This window comes from Gelidibacter mesophilus DSM 14095, from assembly GCF_000423005.1.
Lineage (GTDB): Bacteria > Bacteroidota > Bacteroidia > Flavobacteriales > Flavobacteriaceae > Gelidibacter > Gelidibacter mesophilus.
In genome coordinates this window covers 24,313-44,872 of the sequence record NZ_AUHD01000016.1, presented here as the reverse complement: position 1 = coordinate 44,872, position 20,560 = coordinate 24,313, and the positions used below count along the sequence as shown (strand labels likewise).

Annotated in this window: 16 protein-coding genes; 6 read left to right on the top strand and 10 right to left on the bottom strand. The window is 36.6% G+C overall.

Annotated elements, in window-relative coordinates; all coding sequences use genetic code 11:
• Nucleotides 1–38: 38 nt before the first annotated feature.
• Nucleotides 39–311, top strand: a complete 273-nt coding sequence (locus G525_RS0115710; RefSeq protein WP_027127005.1) for a hypothetical protein — start codon at nt 39–41, stop codon at nt 309–311.
• Nucleotides 312–349: 38 nt separating this feature from the next.
• Here the strand turns inward: G525_RS0115710 and G525_RS0115705 are convergent, their stop codons facing one another.
• The 8 genes from G525_RS0115705 to G525_RS0115670 form a co-directional block, all read right to left on the bottom strand.
• Complete coding sequence (locus G525_RS0115705) at nt 350–2,566, bottom strand: TonB-dependent receptor (RefSeq protein WP_027127004.1); 2,217 nt, start codon at nt 2,564–2,566, stop codon at nt 350–352.
• Between the two features lie 57 nt (nt 2,567–2,623).
• The gene (locus G525_RS0115700; RefSeq protein ID WP_035479909.1) at nt 2,624–2,962 is read right to left on the bottom strand and encodes a hypothetical protein; all 339 of its coding nucleotides are present in this window, start codon (nt 2,960–2,962) and stop codon (nt 2,624–2,626) included.
• Nucleotides 2,959–3,456 carry a DUF6787 family protein gene (locus G525_RS0115695; protein ID WP_027127002.1) on the bottom strand — a complete coding sequence of 166 codons (498 nt, stop codon included), beginning with the start codon at nt 3,454–3,456 and terminating at the stop codon, nt 2,959–2,961. Before G525_RS0115695 ends, G525_RS0115700 begins: the two co-directional genes overlap by 4 nt.
• Nucleotides 3,457–3,493: 37 nt before the next feature.
• Entirely contained in the window at nt 3,494–3,925 is a 432-nt protein-coding gene (locus tag G525_RS0115690; protein ID WP_027127001.1) for a DUF6146 family protein, read from the bottom strand.
• 132 nt (nt 3,926–4,057) lie between these two features.
• On the bottom strand, nt 4,058–4,690 hold the full coding sequence (locus G525_RS0115685) for a DUF937 domain-containing protein (RefSeq protein ID WP_027127000.1): 633 nt from the start codon (nt 4,688–4,690) through the stop codon (nt 4,058–4,060).
• A gap of 93 nt (nt 4,691–4,783) precedes the next feature.
• Nucleotides 4,784–5,746, bottom strand: coding sequence for a D-2-hydroxyacid dehydrogenase (locus G525_RS0115680; RefSeq protein ID WP_027126999.1), 963 nt, complete (start codon nt 5,744–5,746; stop codon nt 4,784–4,786).
• Between the two features lie 56 nt (nt 5,747–5,802).
• Nucleotides 5,803–6,867: a 3-phosphoserine/phosphohydroxythreonine transaminase gene (gene serC / locus G525_RS0115675; protein WP_027126998.1), complete on the bottom strand. Its 1,065-nt coding sequence runs from the start codon at nt 6,865–6,867 to the stop codon at nt 5,803–5,805.
• 75 nt (nt 6,868–6,942) lie between these two features.
• A complete protein-coding gene (locus tag G525_RS0115670) occupies nt 6,943–8,001 on the bottom strand; it encodes an acyl-CoA reductase (RefSeq protein ID WP_027126997.1) in 1,059 nt (352 codons plus the stop codon).
• 185 nt (nt 8,002–8,186) lie between these two features.
• Here G525_RS0115670 and G525_RS0115665 point away from each other — a divergent pair, with 185 nt between their 5' ends.
• From G525_RS0115665 to G525_RS0115645, 5 genes are all read left to right on the top strand, one after another.
• Nucleotides 8,187–8,540 (top strand): 4Fe-4S dicluster domain-containing protein, encoded by a 354-nt coding sequence (locus G525_RS0115665; protein ID WP_027126996.1) that lies wholly within the window; start codon nt 8,187–8,189, stop codon nt 8,538–8,540.
• Nucleotides 8,541–8,696: 156 nt separating this feature from the next.
• A complete protein-coding gene (ychF, locus tag G525_RS0115660) occupies nt 8,697–9,791 on the top strand; it encodes a redox-regulated ATPase YchF (RefSeq protein WP_027126995.1) in 1,095 nt (364 codons plus the stop codon).
• A gap of 529 nt (nt 9,792–10,320) precedes the next feature.
• Nucleotides 10,321–12,186: a DNA topoisomerase IV subunit B gene (locus G525_RS0115655; protein WP_027126994.1), complete on the top strand. Its 1,866-nt coding sequence runs from the start codon at nt 10,321–10,323 to the stop codon at nt 12,184–12,186.
• Nucleotides 12,176–12,658, top strand: a complete 483-nt coding sequence (locus G525_RS0115650) for a hypothetical protein (RefSeq protein WP_027126993.1) — start codon at nt 12,176–12,178, stop codon at nt 12,656–12,658. Before G525_RS0115655 ends, G525_RS0115650 begins: the two co-directional genes overlap by 11 nt.
• Before the next feature lie 7 nt (nt 12,659–12,665).
• Complete coding sequence (locus G525_RS0115645; protein WP_027126992.1) at nt 12,666–15,329, top strand: DNA gyrase/topoisomerase IV subunit A; 2,664 nt, start codon at nt 12,666–12,668, stop codon at nt 15,327–15,329.
• A gap of 496 nt (nt 15,330–15,825) precedes the next feature.
• Here the strand turns inward: G525_RS0115645 and G525_RS0115635 are convergent, their stop codons facing one another.
• Entirely contained in the window at nt 15,826–16,590 is a 765-nt protein-coding gene (locus tag G525_RS0115635) for a 4'-phosphopantetheinyl transferase family protein (protein WP_027126991.1), read from the bottom strand.
• Nucleotides 16,583–20,560 (bottom strand): non-ribosomal peptide synthetase, encoded by a 3,978-nt coding sequence (locus G525_RS0115630; RefSeq protein WP_035479905.1) that lies wholly within the window; start codon nt 20,558–20,560, stop codon nt 16,583–16,585. The genes G525_RS0115635 and G525_RS0115630 overlap by 8 nt, the downstream gene beginning before the upstream one ends.

The following is a 20,560-nucleotide window of genomic DNA, read 5'->3' as shown; positions in this document are numbered from 1 at the left end:
ATTTCTTGTTATAATTACATTAAATAAAAATTTAAACAATGAAATTAGATAACCTAAGCAAAAACAAAAAGTTTGTTCTGGGCGTCATCTTTGATGCCATTGGAATGATCACTTTTGTTGATATCATTTGGGCACCTATATCTGGTTACCTTATGACTAAAATGTATGCAGGTAGAAAGGGGAAAGTTGCTGGTGTGTTTTCTTTTATCGAAGAAATATTACCAGGATTTGACATAATACCTTCTTTCACCATTATGTGGTTTTATATCTATGTATTTAGTAAAAAGGCTAAAGTAATAGAAGTAAGATAAAAAAAATCCCTTTCAGCAGTTGAAAGGGATTTATAATTTTATAACGTATAGGTCAGGCCTACATTGATATTTCTACCTATATCGTAGATCCCGTCCGATTTTAATCTTGAAAGATGATTAATGTACGTTTTGTTAGTGAGATTACTTCCCGAAACTCTGATATCCAAATTGTTTTTAAAGAGATTGACCGTACCACCAAAACCAGCACTTAAAAGATTATAGCCATCTGTTGCGGTTTCAAAATTGCTTATATTCAATTGTTTGAAATACGTATTCAATCTCATAAAGGCATATATCTTGTCAATCGATTTGGTATTAAATTCCACCCTTAAAGTATTGGATAGTGAATTGGCAGGAATGAGCGGCAAATGACCTGCATTTTTTTGCTTTCCCGTAACTGTTTCAAAACTGCTTTCAAGATGAAGCCAATCTAACGGATGCGGATGGATGTGCAAGCCAATTTCACCACCAAACAAATTGGCATCTTCCTGTAAATAAGTGTAAACCGGTGTGTTTTCAATAAGTTCTCCGTTTGGTGAAATGAAAATATAATTGTTCACTTTATTATAGAAGGCGTTGGCAAAAATTTCAATATGCTCACTTTTATATTCCAAAGCTAAATCTGCTTGAAAATTTTGTTCATTTTTCAAATTTTCATTCCCAATTTCATAGCGATTGGTGCCTTCATGCGTGCCATCAGAAGTCAGTTCAGCTAAATTGGGAGCACGATAGCCTGATGCAAGATTCAGCCTAAAAGTGATTATTTCTGCCAACTTTGTCTTATAGCCTAGTGCACCATTAAAGCTTGAAAAATCTTTATTTATGCCCGAAAACACATCTATATTTCGGTGATCATAACGTGCGCCGATTTGAATATCTGACTTTTCAAAATGAATGTGTGAGGTCGCCAAAATCCCAAAATCATTGGTGGTTGCATCAGGAATCAATTGTTCTTCACCATAATTGGTATTGCTCTGACTCATGCCTTGAATGCCAACAATCGTTTCAAACTTCCCAAGAGTTGGTAGATTGTATTTCACATCATAATTGAGAGTCTTCAACTTCATTTGCAGAGCAGCCTCCAAATCTTCATGGGCTTCATGGTCATGGTCGACGCTGTCATCATGATGGTGATGGTGGTCTTCAAACTCCTTTCTATCGTTATATAACAATCCTATGGTGAAATCCAAACTTGAATTATTGAAAAACACACTAGATTTGGAGCTTAAGACATGGTTGGTAACCTCTTGGAATGGGAGCAATGGGGTTTTGCTTGTAGTTTGCTCACCAAGCTCTCCGGGAATCCCAAGTTTAGAATGGTTGACATTATATCGGAGTTCGGTTTTAAAGCCTGATTTTTGATAGCCTAAGCCTGTTTTAAAATCCTGTTCTCTAAACCGGCTGTTTGTCACTCTGTAGTCCGCAGTGTTATAATCCGCATGCTCGGCAAGACTTCCCCTAAACAAAAATTTGAAGCGCTCTCCAGAGGCTTTGAAGCCTGCATTTGTATTAAAGCCTTTTGTACTGCTAAAATAATTATAGCTGGCATCTGCAGTCTGAGTATTTGCTCTTGCAAATTTTTCCGGATTTAAATATAAAACACCGCCTAGTGCATCACTTCCGTAGAGTAGGGAAGCAGGCCCTTTTATGACTTCTACGCTTTCAATTCCTGCATCGCTTAAGCCAAGCCCATGCTCGTCACCAAATTGTTGGTTTTCCAATCTCACGCCTTGAGTATATACTAAAACCCGATTGGAACTTAAGCCTCTAATTACCGGTTTGCCGATGCTGACACCTGTAGTGATACTTTCAACGCCTGCAATTGTTGTGAGGCCATCCGCCAAGGTTACTGCGCCTTTTGCTTTTAGATTGGCAATAGTTTTTCGTTCGACTTTCATCACATTTTCACTTTGTAATTTATGAAAAGGAGTAGAAATGATGATTTCTTCCATTTCTATGGCCGACGGAATCAAAGCTAGAATTAAATCGCCAGAAGTAGGAAAGGTAATAGTTTGTGAAAGTGTTTCATAACCCATTATAGAAACTACAACGGCGTAAGCCCCATTTGGAATGTTTGTAAGTGTAAAATTACCTTCATCGTTAGTTGTGGCACCTTTTTCAAGTTGTGGTAAATAGATGTTTGTAAAAATTAAAGGTTCCTCTGTCTTTTTGTCCATTACGGTGCCTGTTAAATTGTTTTGGGCGTAAATAGATGGAATGGCCAATAGTAGGAATACATTGAAAATATATTTCATAGATATGTTTTTGATTAATTTAATAAAGAAGACCTTCTGAACTTATTTCAGAAGCATTTAAATTAAATTAATCCCAGGTGGGCCGCGAAGTGTAAAGTGAAGTCTTTGGTATTCGCTAAGAAAGGTGTATTCTTTCGTGCTAAAAACGTTGATTGGCGTATAATCAATAAAAACAACAAAGTTTTCAGGAATCGTAAAAGGAATATTGAGTTTGAACTTATAAAATTCACAATCAATATCCAATGAGTGAAAATGTGCATTTGCTTCACCATAACACACCTCATGCTGATGATGCTCGAAAATATGGCTTAACTTAACGGCAGAAGGTAACAGAAGTGTTAACGCTAAAATGAACGTCAAGCATTTAAATAGAATATGTTGTTTAAGAGAACTCATTCATTTAAGAATTTTTTGAATCCGAACCGACCCAACATTTTCTTTTCAAAATCCCAAAAAAATCTGAACTGGCCAAATAACCATCCAAAAAAGACCAACATAATTTGATAAAAGATGATGCCCACAATAATGTATAAAATCCAATACACTGTTGTGTTCAGATTTTCTTTAGTTATGCCAATGAAGGCCATTATAGGTTTTCCAATGAATACCGAAGAGGAACCTGTAATTGCAAAAACAATAAATACCCGAATCATTTCCCAACGATATTTTAGGATCCATTTTTTTTCCAGTTTTTTAAATAGGAACAAGGTTAATTTCAGGAGCAAAGAAAAGAGAACAACCGAAAGAATAATAACCAAAAACAAATTAATGCTACCAACAATCAGATTTGCTAATCTATAAGAGCAATAGCCCAATATGAGAATACCCAAGGCTGGAAAAACTAATTGCCAGTTTTGCTGTATTTGCCAGTTTTTTTTGAAATCCTCCATTCTGCTTTTTTGCGCTGCAAAGATACTTTAAATTCCTTTAAATACGAGGGGTAAAAGGTCCCAATCTTTGCTTGTAGGTTAACTGAAAGTAGATGAAGTAATTGTAGAGCTTGTAGTTGACCTCGTAACCATAATCTATTTGGGGTTGATAATCGATTTGCTGTTCGTATAAACTGCTGTTATATCGAAATGGCTGCAAGACGCGTTGATTCCATTCTGAAACGTAAATTCTATTTCTGTTCTCCATGTATTGTTGAGAATAGAACCCCTCTGGTTTTGCCGTAGAAACAAGCCAGGAATTGAACCCTGGTTCTATGATTAGAATTTCATATTCTAACGAATCGTTTGCTATTCTAACGGTATCCTGAACTTTTTGATTACCATTCGAAGTCGTTTTTGCAGTGGATTTAGAACTGTTGCAAGACACAACAAAAAGACTTAAGAGGATAAGTGTAGCAACTGCTTTCATGATAATTTGTTTGCTTCTATAATTTACAAAAATTTACAAATCATGCCCAATAATTCATTCATAGTACGGGCCTTACAAAAAATCGGGCATTTATCCGCACGATTTTAATATAGTGATTATTGCAACCTCCAATTAACTGAACAGTCCTCCAATAACACCGCCTAATCCGCCTTTCTTTTTATTGTCTCCCATAACCATGCCTGCAACATCGTCTATTACGCTACCATCGCCGTCTGCATCAAGTATAGATTCGAGAAAACTACGCTCGCTTTTTGGAGAATTGTCCTCTAGAAGACCACCCAATAATCCACCAAGCCCACCTGGACTATTGACGTTTTGTTGTCTGGCTTGGTTGCCAAGCATTCCCATTAATATTGGCGCGGCAACTTTTAAAATTTGCGCAACAGTTCCATCATCAATTCCTGATTTGGCACTGATGGCATTCTCAACGTTGCTCTGTTTATTACCGAGAACATGTCCTAAAATGTTACTACCATCGGTCATGACGCTGTCATCAACGCCACCTCCAAATAATCCGCTAAGGTTATTTAAAATACTCCCGTCATGGCCATTGTTTAAAGCATCCAGCAATCCTTGGGCTCCTTCAGGCGAAGCTGCATTGCGCTGCATTGCCGTCATTAATACAGGCAGCCCCATAGTTAAAACCTCATGTGCTTTACTTTGGGGCTGATTGGCTTGGTCAGCAACGCCACTTACAATTGATTTTCCAAGATCACTATTTAAAAGATCCAATATTCCAGACATAATTAACTGATTTTAAATTTGAAATGTCAAAATACAAAAAATGCTTGCCATACACTGTATAACAAGCATTTTTATAGTTAAGATGTTAATAACTTAAGCGCTTTCAGTTTTTAACAAGTTGACAATTTGTGATGCCAATTCGGTTCCTATTCTATCTTGAGCTTCATTTGTGGCAGCACCAATATGTGGCGTTAATGACACTTTTCCGTTCATTAGAACAGTAATGGCCGGCGTTGGTTCACTTTCAAAAGTGTCCAATCCTGCAAAGGCTACTTTTCCACTTTCGAGAGCTTTTACAAGCGCAACTTCGTCAATAACTCCGCCTCGAGCTGCATTTACAATGCCTACACCGTTTTTCATTTTTTCAAACTGCTTATCCCCAATTACATAATCCTGTTGTGCTGGAACATGTAAAGTAATAAAGTCAGAGTCTTCAAGAATTTCTTTCATTGGTTGGGTAACAATATCAAAATTGATAAATTGCCCGTCATAAAAATCAACCTTAATGGTTGCTTTATCGACATACATATCGCAAGCAATGACCTTCATGCCAACTCCTAGCGCAATTTTAGCAACTTCTTGACCAATACGTCCAAAGCCTACAATACCTAAAGTTTTTCCTCTCAGTTCTGAGCCTTTGGCATAATTTTTCTTAAGTGAGTTAAATCGTGAATCGCCATCCAATGGCATATTTCTGTTGGCATCGTGCAAAAATCTTACACCGCCAAATAAATGGGCAAACACCAATTCTGCAACTGATTGAGACGAGGCCGCTGGAGTATTGATTACATGTAGTCCTTTGCTGCGAGCATAGTCAACATCAATATTATCCATACCTACGCCACCACGACCAATAATTTTAATACTTGGGCAAGAATCAATAAGATCTTTTCTAACCGTCGTAGCACTTCTTACCAATAAAACATCAATTTTGTTTTCGTTGATGTAATTAATCAATTGTTCTTGGGCAACCGTAGTTGTAATTACTTCAAATCCTGCTTCATTTAATGCGTTGATTCCGCTTTGTGAAACGCCGTCGTTTGCTAATACTTTCATGATAATTTTCGTTTATTAGTTTTTTAGTTTTTGAAGACTACCTACGGCAGTCTTCTTTATGCTTTTGTTTCCAATTCACTCATCACTTCTACCAGTGCTTTTACACTATCCAAAGAGAGAGCGTTGTACATGGAGGCTCTGTATCCACCGACACTTCTGTGACCATTCAATCCGCTGATACCGGCTTCTTTCAACATTGTATCAAAAGTTTCCTTCAAATCGTCATTCACTAAGTTGAAAGTGGCGTTCATCATAGAGCGATCATCCTTAACAGCGAAACCTTTAAATAAAGGATTGAGGTCTACTTCTGAATAGATCACACGAGCCTTCATTTCATTCACTTTCTCAATAGCTTTTATACCACCTAAGTTTTTAAGCCATTCTAAGGTTAACATAGAAGTATACACTGCAAAAACAGGAGGGGTGTTGAACATGCTGCTTTTTCCAATTTGTACTTTATAGTCTAAAATTGAAGGTATTTTGCGAGATACTTTATCTAAAATATCTTCTTTAACAACTACTAGAGTTGTTCCTGCAGGACCCATGTTTTTTTGTGCCCCGGCATAAATAAGATCAAATTTGGAGAAATCCAATTGGCGTGAAAAAATATCACTACTCATATCACATACCATTGGAATTGGTGAATTAGGAAACTGTTTGATTTGCGTTCCAAAAATTGTATTGTTAGAGGTGCAGTGAAAGTAGTCATAATCCTTAGGTATGGTATAGCCTTTAGGTATGTAGTTGAAATTGGCATCTTTAGAAGATGCTATCTCTTGAATATCACCAAATAACTTAGCTTCTTTAATAGCGTTTTCGCTCCAGGTTCCTGTATTCAAATATCCTGCGCGTTTTTCTAGCAGGTTTTGGGCAACCATAAGGAATTGCATGCTTGCACCACCTTGTAAAAATAAAGCTTTATAACCTTTGCCTTCAAGTCCCAATAATTCCAAAGCCAAAGCTCTTGCATTTTCCATGATATCCACAAAATGTTTGCTTCTATGTGAAATCTCCAATAAGGACAATCCAATATTATTATATTCGACAACAGCCTCAGACGCTTTTTTTAAGACCTCTTGAGGTAAAATTGAAGGTCCGGCGCTAAAATTATGTATTTTCATTGTTTTTGGTTTTTGAAAGTTACAAAGGTGCTAAATTCAAAGTGAAATGGTGGTAAGAAATTGATAATTTATCCACTATATTTTTAGTAAAAATGCAATAGTGTCCACATTGTCAGCATAGTCCCACAACTGCGGATGTTGTGTCTGTCCGAAAGCTAGAGAGTCTTCCGTAACGCCTTTAGAGACTATACATTGAATGTTATTGTCGTTGGTTATTAATAGAGATTTGAGCGCCTCTATATCGTTATAGTATTCGTAAAACAACGTTGCAATTGGAGAGCCATAACTTTGATCTTCTTTGATCATTAAAAAACCATTTTCCAACAGATCAAATTCGCTCATCAAATAAACGGCCTTATTGTAATCGTAGTTATTAGCGTATTTATGTTGATTGATAATAGGGTGCCATTCATACAGTCCATTGAAGAAGGCATTAAAATTATAACCTGCCGGTACAAATAATTTAGAAACATTCCTGCAGCCTAAGCCATAATACCTAAAAACATCCTCAGATAATGCTTTTAACTCTTCGTCAGATTCGTCACCGGTCAATATGGCGACAGAATTTCTATTCTTTCTAATGATTGAAGGTTTTCCTTTAAAATAATACTCAAAATAACGTGCGGTATTATTGCTTCCCGTGGCGATTACAGAATCAAAATCCGTTAGTTTTTCCTCTGTAAAAGTTATCTTTCCTTTAAATTCGGGTTCTACATATTCCAAATATTTTGCTAAATAGGGGAGTAGATGCTTGTCATTTGACGATTGCTTTACAATGACGTGATGCCCAGAAATAAGTACAGACAGAAAGTCGTGAAACCCTACCAATGGGATGTTTCCGGCCATGATAATCGCTACTTTTTTGGAAGAAACCCCTTTCAATTGATACTTTTGTAGCCAGGTCTTAATATTACTATCTTTTAGTAACTTAGACCACCCATCTAAGCAGAACGCAATGTTCTCTTGAGTGAACCAACCATTGTGTTCATGAGCTAATTTAATCTGATGTCTAAATCCCTCAAAAAAACTAGCATTTGCAGTGACATGTTCATTTTTCTCAAAACCTTTTGTTGAAAATTGAGCGATAAATTCTCCCAATTTTACAAAAGCATTAATTCTTTGCTGTAAATCCATTCTGTATTTGGTTATGAATAGTTTTGGCGTTATTTTTGCATCGCAAAGTTAGAAAAATGAAATGAACGAGATTTGTTTAAATCTTATCTTTTTCTAAAAGGTTTTAAAAAACACCTGAGTTATTTTTAAACTTATTAAATCGCTTCACTTTTTCTGCTGCTATAATTTTTAACGACTAAGATGCTATGGCAATTATAATAACAGACGAATGTATAAATTGTGGGGCTTGTGAGCCTGAATGCCCAAATACAGCAATTTATGAAGGTGCCGACGATTGGAGATATAAAGATGGAACCAGTTTAAACGGCCAAGTGGTGCTTCCTAATGGCAAGGAAGTGGACGCTGAAGAATCTCAAGAACCTATAAGTGATGAGATTTACTATATAGTCCCAGATAAATGTACGGAATGTGTAGGATTTCATGAAGAACCACAATGTGCGGCGGTATGTCCTGTGGATTGTTGTGTGCCTGATGACGACCATATAGAAACGAAAGATCAGTTGCTCGGGAAGCAAAAATTTATGCACCCAGAAGGTTGATCATAAATAAAAATTTAATCATGAAAAATCCCACGTACTGCTTGGGATTTTTTTATGCAATTAATTCAGATAATTGACTAAATTTGCAGTCGCAAAAAAATGCGATTATATTTAATGATATTCCTGCTGTTGTGGGAATGAAAAACAAGTTTTTCAATGAAAGCCGGAATTGTAGGATTACCAAACGTAGGGAAATCAACCCTTTTTAACTGTTTATCTAACGCTAAAGCGCAAAGTGCCAACTTTCCGTTTTGTACCATTGAGCCAAATATAGGCATTGTAAATATTCCAGATCCGCGATTAGAGCGCTTGGAGGCGTTGGTGAAACCTGTACGTGTGCAACCAGCAACTGTAGAGATTGTTGATATTGCCGGATTGGTAAAAGGCGCTAGTAAAGGCGAAGGTTTAGGGAATCAGTTTTTGGCTAATATTAGGGAAACCGATGCTATTTTGCATGTTTTGCGTTGTTTTGACAATGACAATATCGTTCATGTTGATGGGAGCGTTAATCCAATCAGGGACAAGGAAACCATTGATATGGAGTTGCAGTTGAAAGACCTGGAAACGGTTGATAAAAAACTTGAAAAAGTAAAACGCGCAGCCAAAACAGGTAATAAAGAAGCTCAAAAAGAAGAAGCCGTTTTATTGAAGATAAAATCAAATTTAGAAGCTGGAATTTCAGTTAGAGCGCTAGAGTTCGATAAAGAGGATTATGAGGAATTTGTAAATCCTGCACAATTTATCACGGATAAGCCGGTCATGTATGTGTGTAATGTAGATGAAGATTCTGCAGTCTCCGGCAATGCCTATGTGGATAAGGTGAGAGAAGCGGTTAAAGATGAAAATGCAGAAATATTGGTATTGGCAGTTGGTACTGAAGCGGATATCACAGAATTGGATAGTTATGAAGAGCGTCAAATGTTCTTGCAGGATATCGGTCTAGAAGAGCCAGGTTCTTCAAAATTAATTAGATCAGCCTATAAACTTTTAAAGCAACAAACGTATTTTACAGCCGGAGTTAAAGAAGTGCGTGCATGGACAATTGATGTTGGCGCAACAGCACCACAGGCAGCAGGGGTTATTCATACAGACTTCGAAAAAGGATTTATCAGGGCAGAAGTGATTGCTTATGAAGACTTTTCTAACTTTGGAAGTGAGGCCAAAGTCAAGGAGGCCGGTAAAATGCGTGTTGAAGGAAAAAACTATGTGGTTAAAGATGGTGATGTGATGCATTTCTTATTTAACGTATAAGCCAGGCCCCTCAAAAAAGATCTTAAATTTTAAACAAATCAATGGTTTGAAAGCCTGGACGATCATAACCAACAGATATACGTCGGTAGATTAAACGTTAAATGGCTTGCTTTAAAATATTTACTTAAAGATTATTTCAATTTATCAATTTATTGCATTCGCATTAATATTTCTTTCAATTGATGTCAATTATATGCCTATCTTTAAATCGGATAAAAAACTGAAATTCTATGAAAATTGCCTTATGGATAGCTATAGCTATCATCTTCTTTGTGGTGCTTTATTACGTGTTTAAATTTGTATTTATTACCGCATTAGTTATTGCACTCGCAATTCTAATTATTCCAATTTTATATTTTACATTTAAGAGTAAAAGCTAAAACGCCTACTTACATTGGAGGCATTGATTTGAAAAGTTCAATTTGCTGGCTCGATTATTAAAAACTTTGTTAATTACTTTAGCACATAGCGGTTTTATGTTCTGTTGCGAAATGTTATATTAGCAACCTATCTAAATTTTTACGCTTTTATGTCTCAAGAAACCGACTATACCGAAGATAACATACGTTCGCTCGATTGGAAAGAGCATATTCGTATGCGTCCTGGGATGTATATAGGTAAACTTGGAGATGGCTCATCACCCGATGATGGGATCTACATTCTTCTAAAGGAAGTTTTGGACAATTCCATTGATGAATATGTCATGGGCGCCGGCAAAACCATTGAAATTTCCATACAGGGAAATAAAGTGATAGTACGCGATTACGGGCGTGGCATTCCACTAGGTAAAGTGGTGGATGTGGTATCCAAGATGAATACTGGTGGTAAATATGATTCTAGGGCATTTAAAAAATCGGTAGGACTGAACGGCGTTGGTACAAAGGCGGTCAATGCCTTGTCTAACTTTTTCCGTGTAGAATCTACGCGTGATAACAAGTCCGCTTCCGCAGAGTTTTCGCAAGGTAACCTCACCAATCAAGAATTATTGGATGATACTTCCAGAAGAAAGGGTACGAAAGTATCTTTCATTCCGGATGAAGCCATCTTTAAAAATTACAAATATCGCAACGAGTATGTTGAGAAGATGCTCAAAAACTATGTGTATCTCAACACAGGCTTGACCATTGTATTTAATGGCGAAAAATATTATAGTGAAAATGGTCTTAAAGATCTGTTGGAAGAAAATATCAGCGAATCTGATTTAGCCTATCCAATCATTCATCTTAAAGGCGAAGATATTGAAATTGCGTTAACCCATAGCAAGACGCAATACAGTGAAGAATACCATTCATTTGTGAATGGTCAAAACACAACTCAAGGAGGGACGCATTTAGCGGCGTATCGGGAAGCTTTAGTGAAAACTTTGCGCGAGTTTTACGGTAAGAATTATGACGCTTCTGATGTTCGAAAATCGGTGGTAACTGCAGTAGCTTTAAAAGTTATGGAACCCGTTTTTGAAAGCCAGACCAAAACCAAGCTGGGATCCACAGATATGGGTGGTGACTTGCCAACGGTAAGGACTTTTGTCAACGATTTTGTAAAAACGCACCTGGATAACTATCTACACAAGAATCCAGAAACAGCCGATAAAATCCAACGTAAAATCCTTCAAGCGGAACGTGAGCGAAAAGAATTGTCAGGCATAAGAAAACTCGCGAAGGACCGAGCCAAAAAATCCAATCTGCACAATAAAAAATTACGGGATTGTCGCGTCCATTTTGGAGATATAAAAAATGATCGCTATTTAGAGTCCACCTTATTTATTACAGAAGGAGATTCTGCATCGGGAAGTATCACAAAATCCAGAGATGTGAATACCCAAGCCGTATTTAGTTTAAGAGGAAAACCCTTAAATTCTTATGGCATGAGCAAAAAAATTGTTTATGAGAATGAAGAATTTAATTTGTTGCAGGCAGCATTGAACATTGAGGAGTCCATTGAAGATTTGCGGTACAACAATATTGTAATTGCGACAGATGCCGATGTGGATGGGATGCATATTCGTTTATTATTGATTACTTTCTTTTTACAATTTTTTCCAGAATTGATCAAGGAGGGGCATTTATATATTTTGCAAACACCTTTGTTTAGGGTCCGAAATAAAAAAGAAACCATTTATTGTTATTCTGAGCAAGAACGTCGTGATGCCATCGAGAAATTAAAGCCAAAACCAGAAATCACCCGATTTAAAGGTCTTGGAGAAATCTCACCAGACGAATTCGTCAACTTTATTGGAGACAGCATTCGCTTAGATCCTATTATGCTTGATAAAGATATGTCCATTGAGGCGTTGCTCGAATTTTATATGGGCAAAAACACACCAGACCGACAGGAATTTATTATTGATAATCTTAAAGTAGAACTCGATATAGTGGAGGAGGTTCATGAGAACTAATAATGCGAAGGTTAAAAATATCATTATATCAGTCTATTTTATACTGATTGTGCTTGCTATCATGTTAGCTACGGTTTTCAGTGCTTTCAGTCATTTGACATCCAATCCATTGTTGACGTTTCTTCTTTTACTTGCTGGATTTTTAATTTTATTTTTCTCCGTCCATGCCATTTCAAAATATTTTGAATATGATAGCGATGGTGTAAAAGTGGTCCTGATTAACAAAGGACTTTTATTATCAGAATATTTTAATTACAGGGAGCATTTACTGGAATTTGATAAATCAAGATTGATGGCTTTTAAATTCAAAAACTATCTTGTATATAAAAGCTTGACCTTATATATTAAAAGTTCAAAAGGTCATACAAAAAAGGAAACTTTTAATGTCACGCTGGTTACTAAAAAGAAAAGACGTTATATCAGACAGTCTCTAAGCAAAATGATTAAAAGCAACACTAAACCTACTAATTAAATCTACTTTGGAAGACGATCAATTACAAAATGAAGACGAAAACATTCAGGACAATGGCAGTAATGAAACTATTACAAGAGTTACCGGAATGTTTAAGGATTGGTTTTTGGACTACGCTTCTTATGTTATTCTTGAGCGTGCGGTTCCAGCTATAGAAGACGGTTTTAAGCCTGTTCAACGTCGGATTATGCAGTCTATGAAAGACTTAGATGACGGGCGCTATAATAAAGTAGCGAATATTGTCGGACACACGATGCAGTACCATCCACATGGCGATGCAAGTATTGCAGATGCCATGGTTCAGGTGGGCCAAAAGGATTTATTGATTGATACCCAAGGAAACTGGGGAAATATTCTTACAGGTGATAGTGCAGCAGCGTCGCGTTATATTGAAGCAAGACTGTCAAAGTTTGCATTGGAAGTTGTTTTTAACCCAAAAATTACGGAATGGCAGGCCTCTTATGATGGCAGGCGAAAAGAACCGGTCAATCTACCGGTTATGTTCCCTTTATTATTGGCACAAGGTGGTGAAGGGATTGCTGTAGGACTTTCTACAAAAATATTACCACATAATTTTATCGAACTGATTGACGCGTCAATCCAGCATCTTAAGGGTAAAAAATTTACAATTTATCCGGATTTTCCCACTGCCGGGATTATAGATGTCACCGACTATAGAGATGGCTTACGTGGCGGAAAAATTCGTGTGAGGGCCAAAATATCACAAGTGGATAGAAGTACCTTAGTCATTAATGAGATTCCTTTTAGTACCAATACCTCATCTTTGATTGACTCTATCCTTAAAGCGAACGACAAAGGGAAGATCAAAATCAAGAAAATCGAAGATAATACGTCTTCATCGGTTGAAATTTTAGTGCATCTGCCTTCTGGAATTTCACCTGATAAAACCATTGATGCCTTGTATGCCTTCACTAATTGCGAAGTTTCTATTTCGCCATTAGGCTGTGTTATTGAAAATAACAAACCACTTTTTGTTGGCGTTACTGAAATGTTGCGCCATTCTACCGACAATACGGTTCAGCTTTTAAAACAGAATCTAGAACTCAAACTCGATGAATTTGAAGAGCAATGGCATTTTGCGTCGTTGGAACGCATTTTTATTGAGAATAGGATTTATCGGGATATTGAAGAGGAAGAAACCTGGGATGGCGTTATCACCGCCATTGATAAAGGACTCCAACCACATATCAAGCATTTAAAACGAGCCATAACTATTGAGGATATAGAGCGGTTGACCGAAATTCGAATCAAGCGGATCTCCAAATTTGATATTGACAAAGCGCAACAAAAAATTGATGCCCTTGAAGATCAAATCGCCCAAGTAAAACACGATTTAGCGCATTTAGTTGACTATGCCATAGCCTACTTTACCCGGCTTAAGAACGAATATGGCAAAGGTAGAGAACGTTTAACAGAAATCCGTTTGTTTGATGACGTCGATGCCACCAAAGTGATCATCAGAAACACAAAGCTTTATGTCAATAGGGAAGAAGGCTTTGTGGGCACCTCACTCAAAAGGGATGAATATGTTTGTGAATGTAGTGATATAGACGATATTATCGTATTTACCAAAGATGGTAAGATGATGGTTACCAAAGTAGATGCCAAAACGTTTGTTGGTAAGGATATTATCAATGTTGAAGTTTTCAATAAAAAGGATAAACGCACTATCTATAATATGATTTATCGGGATGGCGCCAAAGGGCCGTCCTATGTAAAGCGTTTTTCCGTAACTGGCGTCACCCGAGATAAAGACTATGATTTAACTAATGGCAGTAAAGGCTCTATGGTTTGGTATTTCTCATCAAATCCAAATGGAGAAGCAGAAGTAATTACTATATACTTGAGACAGGCGGGAAGTGTTAAAAAATTGAAATGGGATCTTGATTTTGCAGATATTCTAATCAAAGGAAGAAACTCGAAGGGAAATCGAGTCACTAAATATGCCATCAAAAAGATAGAACTTAAAGAGAAAGGCATTTCAACCTTAAAACCTCGTAAAATATGGTTTGATGATACCGTGCAACGTTTGAATGTGGATGGTAGAGGAGAACTGATTGGTGAGTTTAGGGGCGAAGACCGATTATTGATTATTAATCAATCTGGAATGGTAAAGACTATTTTACCAGAATTGACCTCACGTTTTGATGACGACATGATTGTGCTGGAAAAATGGATTCCCAAAAAACCTATTTCAGCCATTTATTTTGATGGAGAAAAAGAACGTCATTATGTGAAGCGTTTTCTTATTGATCATGAGGGAAAGGAAGAATTATTTATCTCTGAACACCCAAAATCGCTGTTGGAAATTGTTTCAACCGATTGGAAGCCGATTGCAGAAGTGGAATTCACAAAAGAACGTGGCAAGGACAGAAAAGATAATCTTGAAGTTAATCTTGAAGAATTCATCAGCATTAAGGGTATAACGGCTTTGGGCAATCAGTTGACAAGAGATAAAGTGAATCAGATCAGTCTCTTGGAACCTTTGCCTTATGAAGCTCCTGAAGAAGTGCCAGCGGCAGACATTGAAGTGGTTGATGAAGACACTATATCTCATGAGGACACCCCTAAAAACACGAACTCTCAATCAGATAATGAGGATAATGATGAAGATTCAATAGAAGAAAATGGACAGGGGAAGTTGTTTTAGTATATTTAATTTTTTTAAATGTCAATTGTGCTTGATGAAAAAGTTTATAGATTGACAAATGTAGAATTGTTTGACTTTCTCATAAACGGATCCCATCAATTCGCTCCTCAAGATTTGAGAGACGAGTGGCAAGCTAGAAAATTAGATTCTAAGTAAGAATCTGAGATTGAAGGGGCTTATCATCAATACAAAAAATTCAAGAAATAGCGGCAGGAAGTATCGTTAACCAATAAAGAATATCTCGTCTTATTAGTTTTTCAGTTTTTCTCACTAAAACCAATATGGCGAAATGATCCCCTTTCCCAATCCGAATTTAACCGTTAAAAAGCGCATAGATTCAGCAAAAACTAATGCAGGCTCAAAACATTAGACAATTTGGAATTTTCTTTTGGATTTTGCTCCTTAGTGTAGTGCTCATTATTTTTGAATTTTACTGATAATTTGAAAATTTAAAAAAACTTTTTAATGTAATGGAAATTTATACAACGCTTAATTCTTATCCCAATAAGGTCTTTAATTCATCTGGAGATGGCAATGGGTATAATTTAATTTTATCAATAGCATTTAATTCTCCAGTGAATGCAATGGCTCCAATATAATCGGCGTTTACCTTGAAACTAAATGTATTGATAGTTTTAAACCCACCAATCAATGTAGAAGGTAACGAATGGGAGCCGTCTGTTACGGTAATTTCTGAAAGACTATCATCAATACCTTTTCCGATGGCCTTAACAATGGCTTCTTTGCGAGTCCAGAATCTATAAAAGTAAAGATGTTCAGAGTTACTGGTAACAATTTCATCTATTTCAGTTCTGTTAAAAACATGCGCTAAGATGTCATTATAAACAAATTTCTTATCAATAAATTCGATATCGATACCAATAGAATTTTTAGAGATGGCAATTAAAGCGTAATCGCCTGCATGTGAAACATTAAAAAAAACGAATGGATGCGATGCTAAAAATGGTTTTTTAAGAGAATCAAGTTCAATAGAAATAAGATTTATGTTAATTTTTAAATGTTCAGCCAATAGAAACTTTAGTAAAATTCTGCATATTATAAATTGATTCTTAGTTTTTTCAAAATGGTATCCGTTGGCGCGAATACGTTCTTCAGGAGACAAGAAATCAGATAAATAGATGATTGTTTTTTCAAATTGAAATAGCTCAATTTTATAAATTTTTACGGCGTCATCAACGTCTCTCTCATTCGCGTTTCGAGTTTTAGGTTGAAATGTTCCACAAAATAATTTACTATACACGGTCTAAGGTCTTATTGTCTAAGACATATTGTAAACTTTTGGCCAACGTTTCTACGTTAGGTTCTTCAAACATATCCACATGATTGCCAGGTACCATATGTTTTCGAATTCCTTTTAGTCCCATTTTTTTCCATCCAAGATATTTGTCGTCATGTACAAAATTAATTTCTTCCATAGCTCTAAACAAATCAATCACGAGATCTTGAGGCGTGATCGTATAGGCATTGGTGGCAATTTGATGATTGTGCTCCATTTTATAGGGCACGTTAAACTGCATTTCATATTGCTTCTCTTTTCCATGTTTCAATTTTAAGAACAATCCCGAAACTTGAATTTTTAATAATTCTTTTCTTCGTATAAAGTGCTTTTTACTAGCAAACATGTTAAAGCTTAAATACACTACTTTACCCATTTGGAAAAGATGTGATAGCACTTTTTTTGTGAAGCTGTTTTTGTAAAAATAAGAAGGATAAACATAGGTATCAAATTGTGCGATAATTGTAACTTCTTTCCCTTGTGCTCTTAATTGTCTGGCCATTTCATAAGCAACAATTCCTCCATAAGAAAATCCTCCCAAGGCGTAAGGACCGTTAGGATTTGATGCAACAATTTCAGAAATATAATCTGCCGCCATTTGATCAATTGAATCATGAGGTTCGTCAACGCCACTTAACCCTCGAGATTGAAGCCCATAAACTGGTTGGTCTTTATCTAAATGCTGAGCTAAGGCGTTAAACATTAAAACGTTATGATTTGCGCCATGAACTACATATAATGCTGGTTTTGTTCCTTCTGTCTTTAATGGCACCAAAGAATCCCAAACAATGAATTCACTGTCCATATAGGCCGCTAACTTTTTGACGGTAGGGTGTTTTAATAAAGCAACCAATGGCAATCTATTTCCCGTTTCCTTTTCAAGTTTGGCCATTACCTGAACCCCGATGATTGAATGTCCTCCAAGTTCAAAAAAGTCACTAAAAATATCAATTTTCTCAATTTTGAGACATTCTTCCCATATGGAGGCAATTACTTTTTCTGAGTCCGTAACAGGCGCTGTAAAACTTAGGGCATTCTCTTTGGTAGGCAGATTTTGCAATAACGCTTTACGATCAATTTTACCGCTTAGTGTTGTCGGAAATTCTTTAACTGAAATAAACTGATGCGGAATCATATGAGCTGGAAGTTGATCTTTTAAGATTTCTTTCCAAGAATTAACCTGATTGGCATTTAAAGTTCCCAATTCTGCAAGAATCACATTGGCAATTAATAGGTCTTCACTAATCAGCACCACTGCTGATTGGATACCATTCAAAGAATCGAGTGCTTGTTCTATTTCTTCTAATTCTATACGCTGTCCTCTAATTTTGACCTGCTGGTCAATTCTTCCCAAACAATGGATGTCTCCAGAAGGAAGGAGTTTAGCAAGGTCGCCTGTTCGATAAAGAAGCGATCCAAAATCGGTATCAAACGGATTGTTTATGAATTTTTCAGATGTCAAATCGTCTCTATTCCAATAGCCTTGGGCAACGCCGTCACCAGCAATACAAAGTTCTCCAGTTTTACCTGGTGCTACCAATCTATACTGCTCATCTAGAATATAAAGCTGGGTATTGGCCATAGGGCTCCCAATCGTAATTAATTGATCTTCTTTTGAAATGAGTTTCATTGCAGACCAAATTGTAGTTTCTGTAGGACCATACATGTTCCATAGCTCATTTACGCGTAGAGAGATGCTTTTGGCCAATACCATTGGTAGCGCTTCACCAGTAGAAATGGCTCTGATCGGCAAAGTTTCGTTCCAACCAGAATATAAAAGCATTTGCCATGTTGCAGGAGTGGCCTGCATTAAGGTAATGTTCTCATTTCTCATCACATCCAACAACAATCGTGTGTCTTTTGAGGTCTCTTCATTTGTAATTATCAATTTGGCTCCAATCAATAGTGGTGCAAATAACTCGACCATTGCAATGTCGAAAGAAATTGTGGTAATTGATATTAGAACATCTGATTCTTTAACACCTGGTTTTTCTAAGACACTAAAAAGCAAATTAACCAAGTTCTTGTGTGTAATTGGGACGCCTTTTGGTTTTCCGGAAGAACCTGAAGTGTAAAGGATGTAAACTATATTTTGGATGTCTACCTTTTCGGGTAGGGGTGTGTGAGGAAATTTTGAAAGATTGGAAAAAATCTCTTCTAAAAGCAACAGTTTTGTAGTTGATTGTAAGTTTGTTGAAAATGATTTCGTCGTAATCATAAATTTGGCTTCCGAATCTTCCAACATAAATTCCAGACGTTTGCTGGGATAGGTAGGATCTAGAGGAAGATATGCCGCGCCGCATTCCATAATAGCAACCAGGGTTACCATCAATTCAATGGAGCGAGGTAATGAAACAGCTACGAAATCTCCATTTTCAACGCCTTCAGCTTTTAAATAATGAGCTACTTGATGCACTTGTTTTTCTAAATCACCATATGAGATTTCTTTAGGACCAAATTTCAATGCTATTTTATCTGGATTTATTTTAGCTTGTTTCATGAGTAATTCATGTAACGGTAAACTTGGATATACGGCAGCTGTATCATTCAATTTTGAATAATCTGATGCATCCACTTTTATAATATCACCAATCGTAATACTTGGGTTGTCAACAATTGTGGTGATGATCTTCTCAAAAGAAACCATCATTTGTTTTATGGTCTCTGGCTTAAACAGGTTTGCGTTGTAGGACCATTCCAAGATGAGATGTTCGGCAGACCCGGAAGCATTTAAAAATATTTCAAAAGTTTCGTAAGCCCTTGGATTACTTTTTAAAGTGTAAGTTAATCCTGAAAATGAAACGCCATCATCCATTCCCATATCGATATTGAAGACTACAGGAACCAATGGCACTCGCGAAGGGTCTCTAGCAATATTTAGCTTTTGAAGCAATTCTCCAAAACTAAATTTTTGATGATCATAAGCGTCAAGTAGTTCAGGCTTACGTTTTTTAAGGTATTCACCAAAAGTCATGGTTGAATCAACTTTACTGCGTAAGGGCAATAAATTTACACAATGGCCAATCATTTGAGTTTTACCACTTGCAGCTTGATCAGCGGATGGAAGGCCTAAAACAAGATCCTCTTGGTTGGTTTGTGTATAAAGAAAAATTTCAAAAGCAGATAGGAGGGTGGTCACGAAACTAGATCCAGACTTTAACCCGGTTTTTTTAAGAGAATCCACCAAAGCGATAGGCATAGGCAAATCTAAGCGTTCACTTTTAAAGGTCCTAAATTGAGGTCTTGGAAAATCGGTCGGTAAGTTCAGTTGCGGGACTTCGCCTCTAAATTGATCAAGCCAATAATTTTCATTGATGGTATGCGCATTGCTTGCTAAATAGGCCTGTTGTGAATCGGCATAAGCACTGAAACTTTCAGGTTCTGGTAAGTGGTGATCTGTATTAAGAACATTGGCAGAATAGAGTTCACCAAGTTCTTGAAGCATAATTCCAATGGACCAGCCATCACAAACAATATGATGTCCATTAAGTACCAAATGATGCTCTGTTTCTGATATCTTAAGGAGTCCTACTTTCAAAAGTGGTCCTTTTACCAAGTCAAATACATAATTTGCCTCGGCGGCCAGGTATTTCTTAATAGAGCTGTGAATTTCGGACTCACGTAATTCAGTTAGATTTTTATGATCAATTTGAATTACGCTCTTCTTAAAGACTGTCATGAATCGACCATCAGTGCTAAAAACACTTCTTAAAGCTTCGTGACGTTCTTCTAAATTTTGTATGGCTTTCTCAAGTGCGGCAAGATTTAAATTGCCATTTAAAATTAGAGTTACAGATTCGTTGTAAGCTCTGTTTGCATCATTATCACCTAATTTACAGGCAATCCAAATTTCTGCCTGTGGTTGAGTCGTATAAATTACGCGTTCTACTATTGGCCCTTTAAAAGGGTTGAATGTCTTTTTGGTTTCTATCAT

Coding starts and splice junctions, on each gene's coding strand:
- ychF (WP_027126995.1), top strand. CDS start 8,697: ATGAAAGCCGGAATTGTAGGATTACCAAACGTAGGGAAATCAACCCTT.
- G525_RS0115700 (WP_035479909.1), bottom strand. CDS start 2,962: ATGAGTTCTCTTAAACAACATATTCTATTTAAATGCTTGACGTTCATT.
- G525_RS0115665 (WP_027126996.1), top strand. CDS start 8,187: ATGGCAATTATAATAACAGACGAATGTATAAATTGTGGGGCTTGTGAG.
- G525_RS0115710 (WP_027127005.1), top strand. CDS start 39: ATGAAATTAGATAACCTAAGCAAAAACAAAAAGTTTGTTCTGGGCGTC.
- G525_RS0115650 (WP_027126993.1), top strand. CDS start 12,176: ATGAGAACTAATAATGCGAAGGTTAAAAATATCATTATATCAGTCTAT.
- G525_RS0115630 (WP_035479905.1), bottom strand. CDS start 20,560: ATGATAGAAACCAAAAAGACATTCAACCCTTTTAAAGGGCCAATAGTA.
- G525_RS0115705 (WP_027127004.1), bottom strand. CDS start 2,566: ATGAAATATATTTTCAATGTATTCCTACTATTGGCCATTCCATCTATT.
- G525_RS0115685 (WP_027127000.1), bottom strand. CDS start 4,690: ATGTCTGGAATATTGGATCTTTTAAATAGTGATCTTGGAAAATCAATT.
- G525_RS0115670 (WP_027126997.1), bottom strand. CDS start 8,001: ATGGATTTACAGCAAAGAATTAATGCTTTTGTAAAATTGGGAGAATTT.
- serC (WP_027126998.1), bottom strand. CDS start 6,867: ATGAAAATACATAATTTTAGCGCCGGACCTTCAATTTTACCTCAAGAG.
- G525_RS0115695 (WP_027127002.1), bottom strand. CDS start 3,456: ATGGAGGATTTCAAAAAAAACTGGCAAATACAGCAAAACTGGCAATTA.
- G525_RS0115690 (WP_027127001.1), bottom strand. CDS start 3,925: ATGAAAGCAGTTGCTACACTTATCCTCTTAAGTCTTTTTGTTGTGTCT.
- G525_RS0115655 (WP_027126994.1), top strand. CDS start 10,321: ATGTCTCAAGAAACCGACTATACCGAAGATAACATACGTTCGCTCGAT.
- G525_RS0115680 (WP_027126999.1), bottom strand. CDS start 5,746: ATGAAAGTATTAGCAAACGACGGCGTTTCACAAAGCGGAATCAACGCA.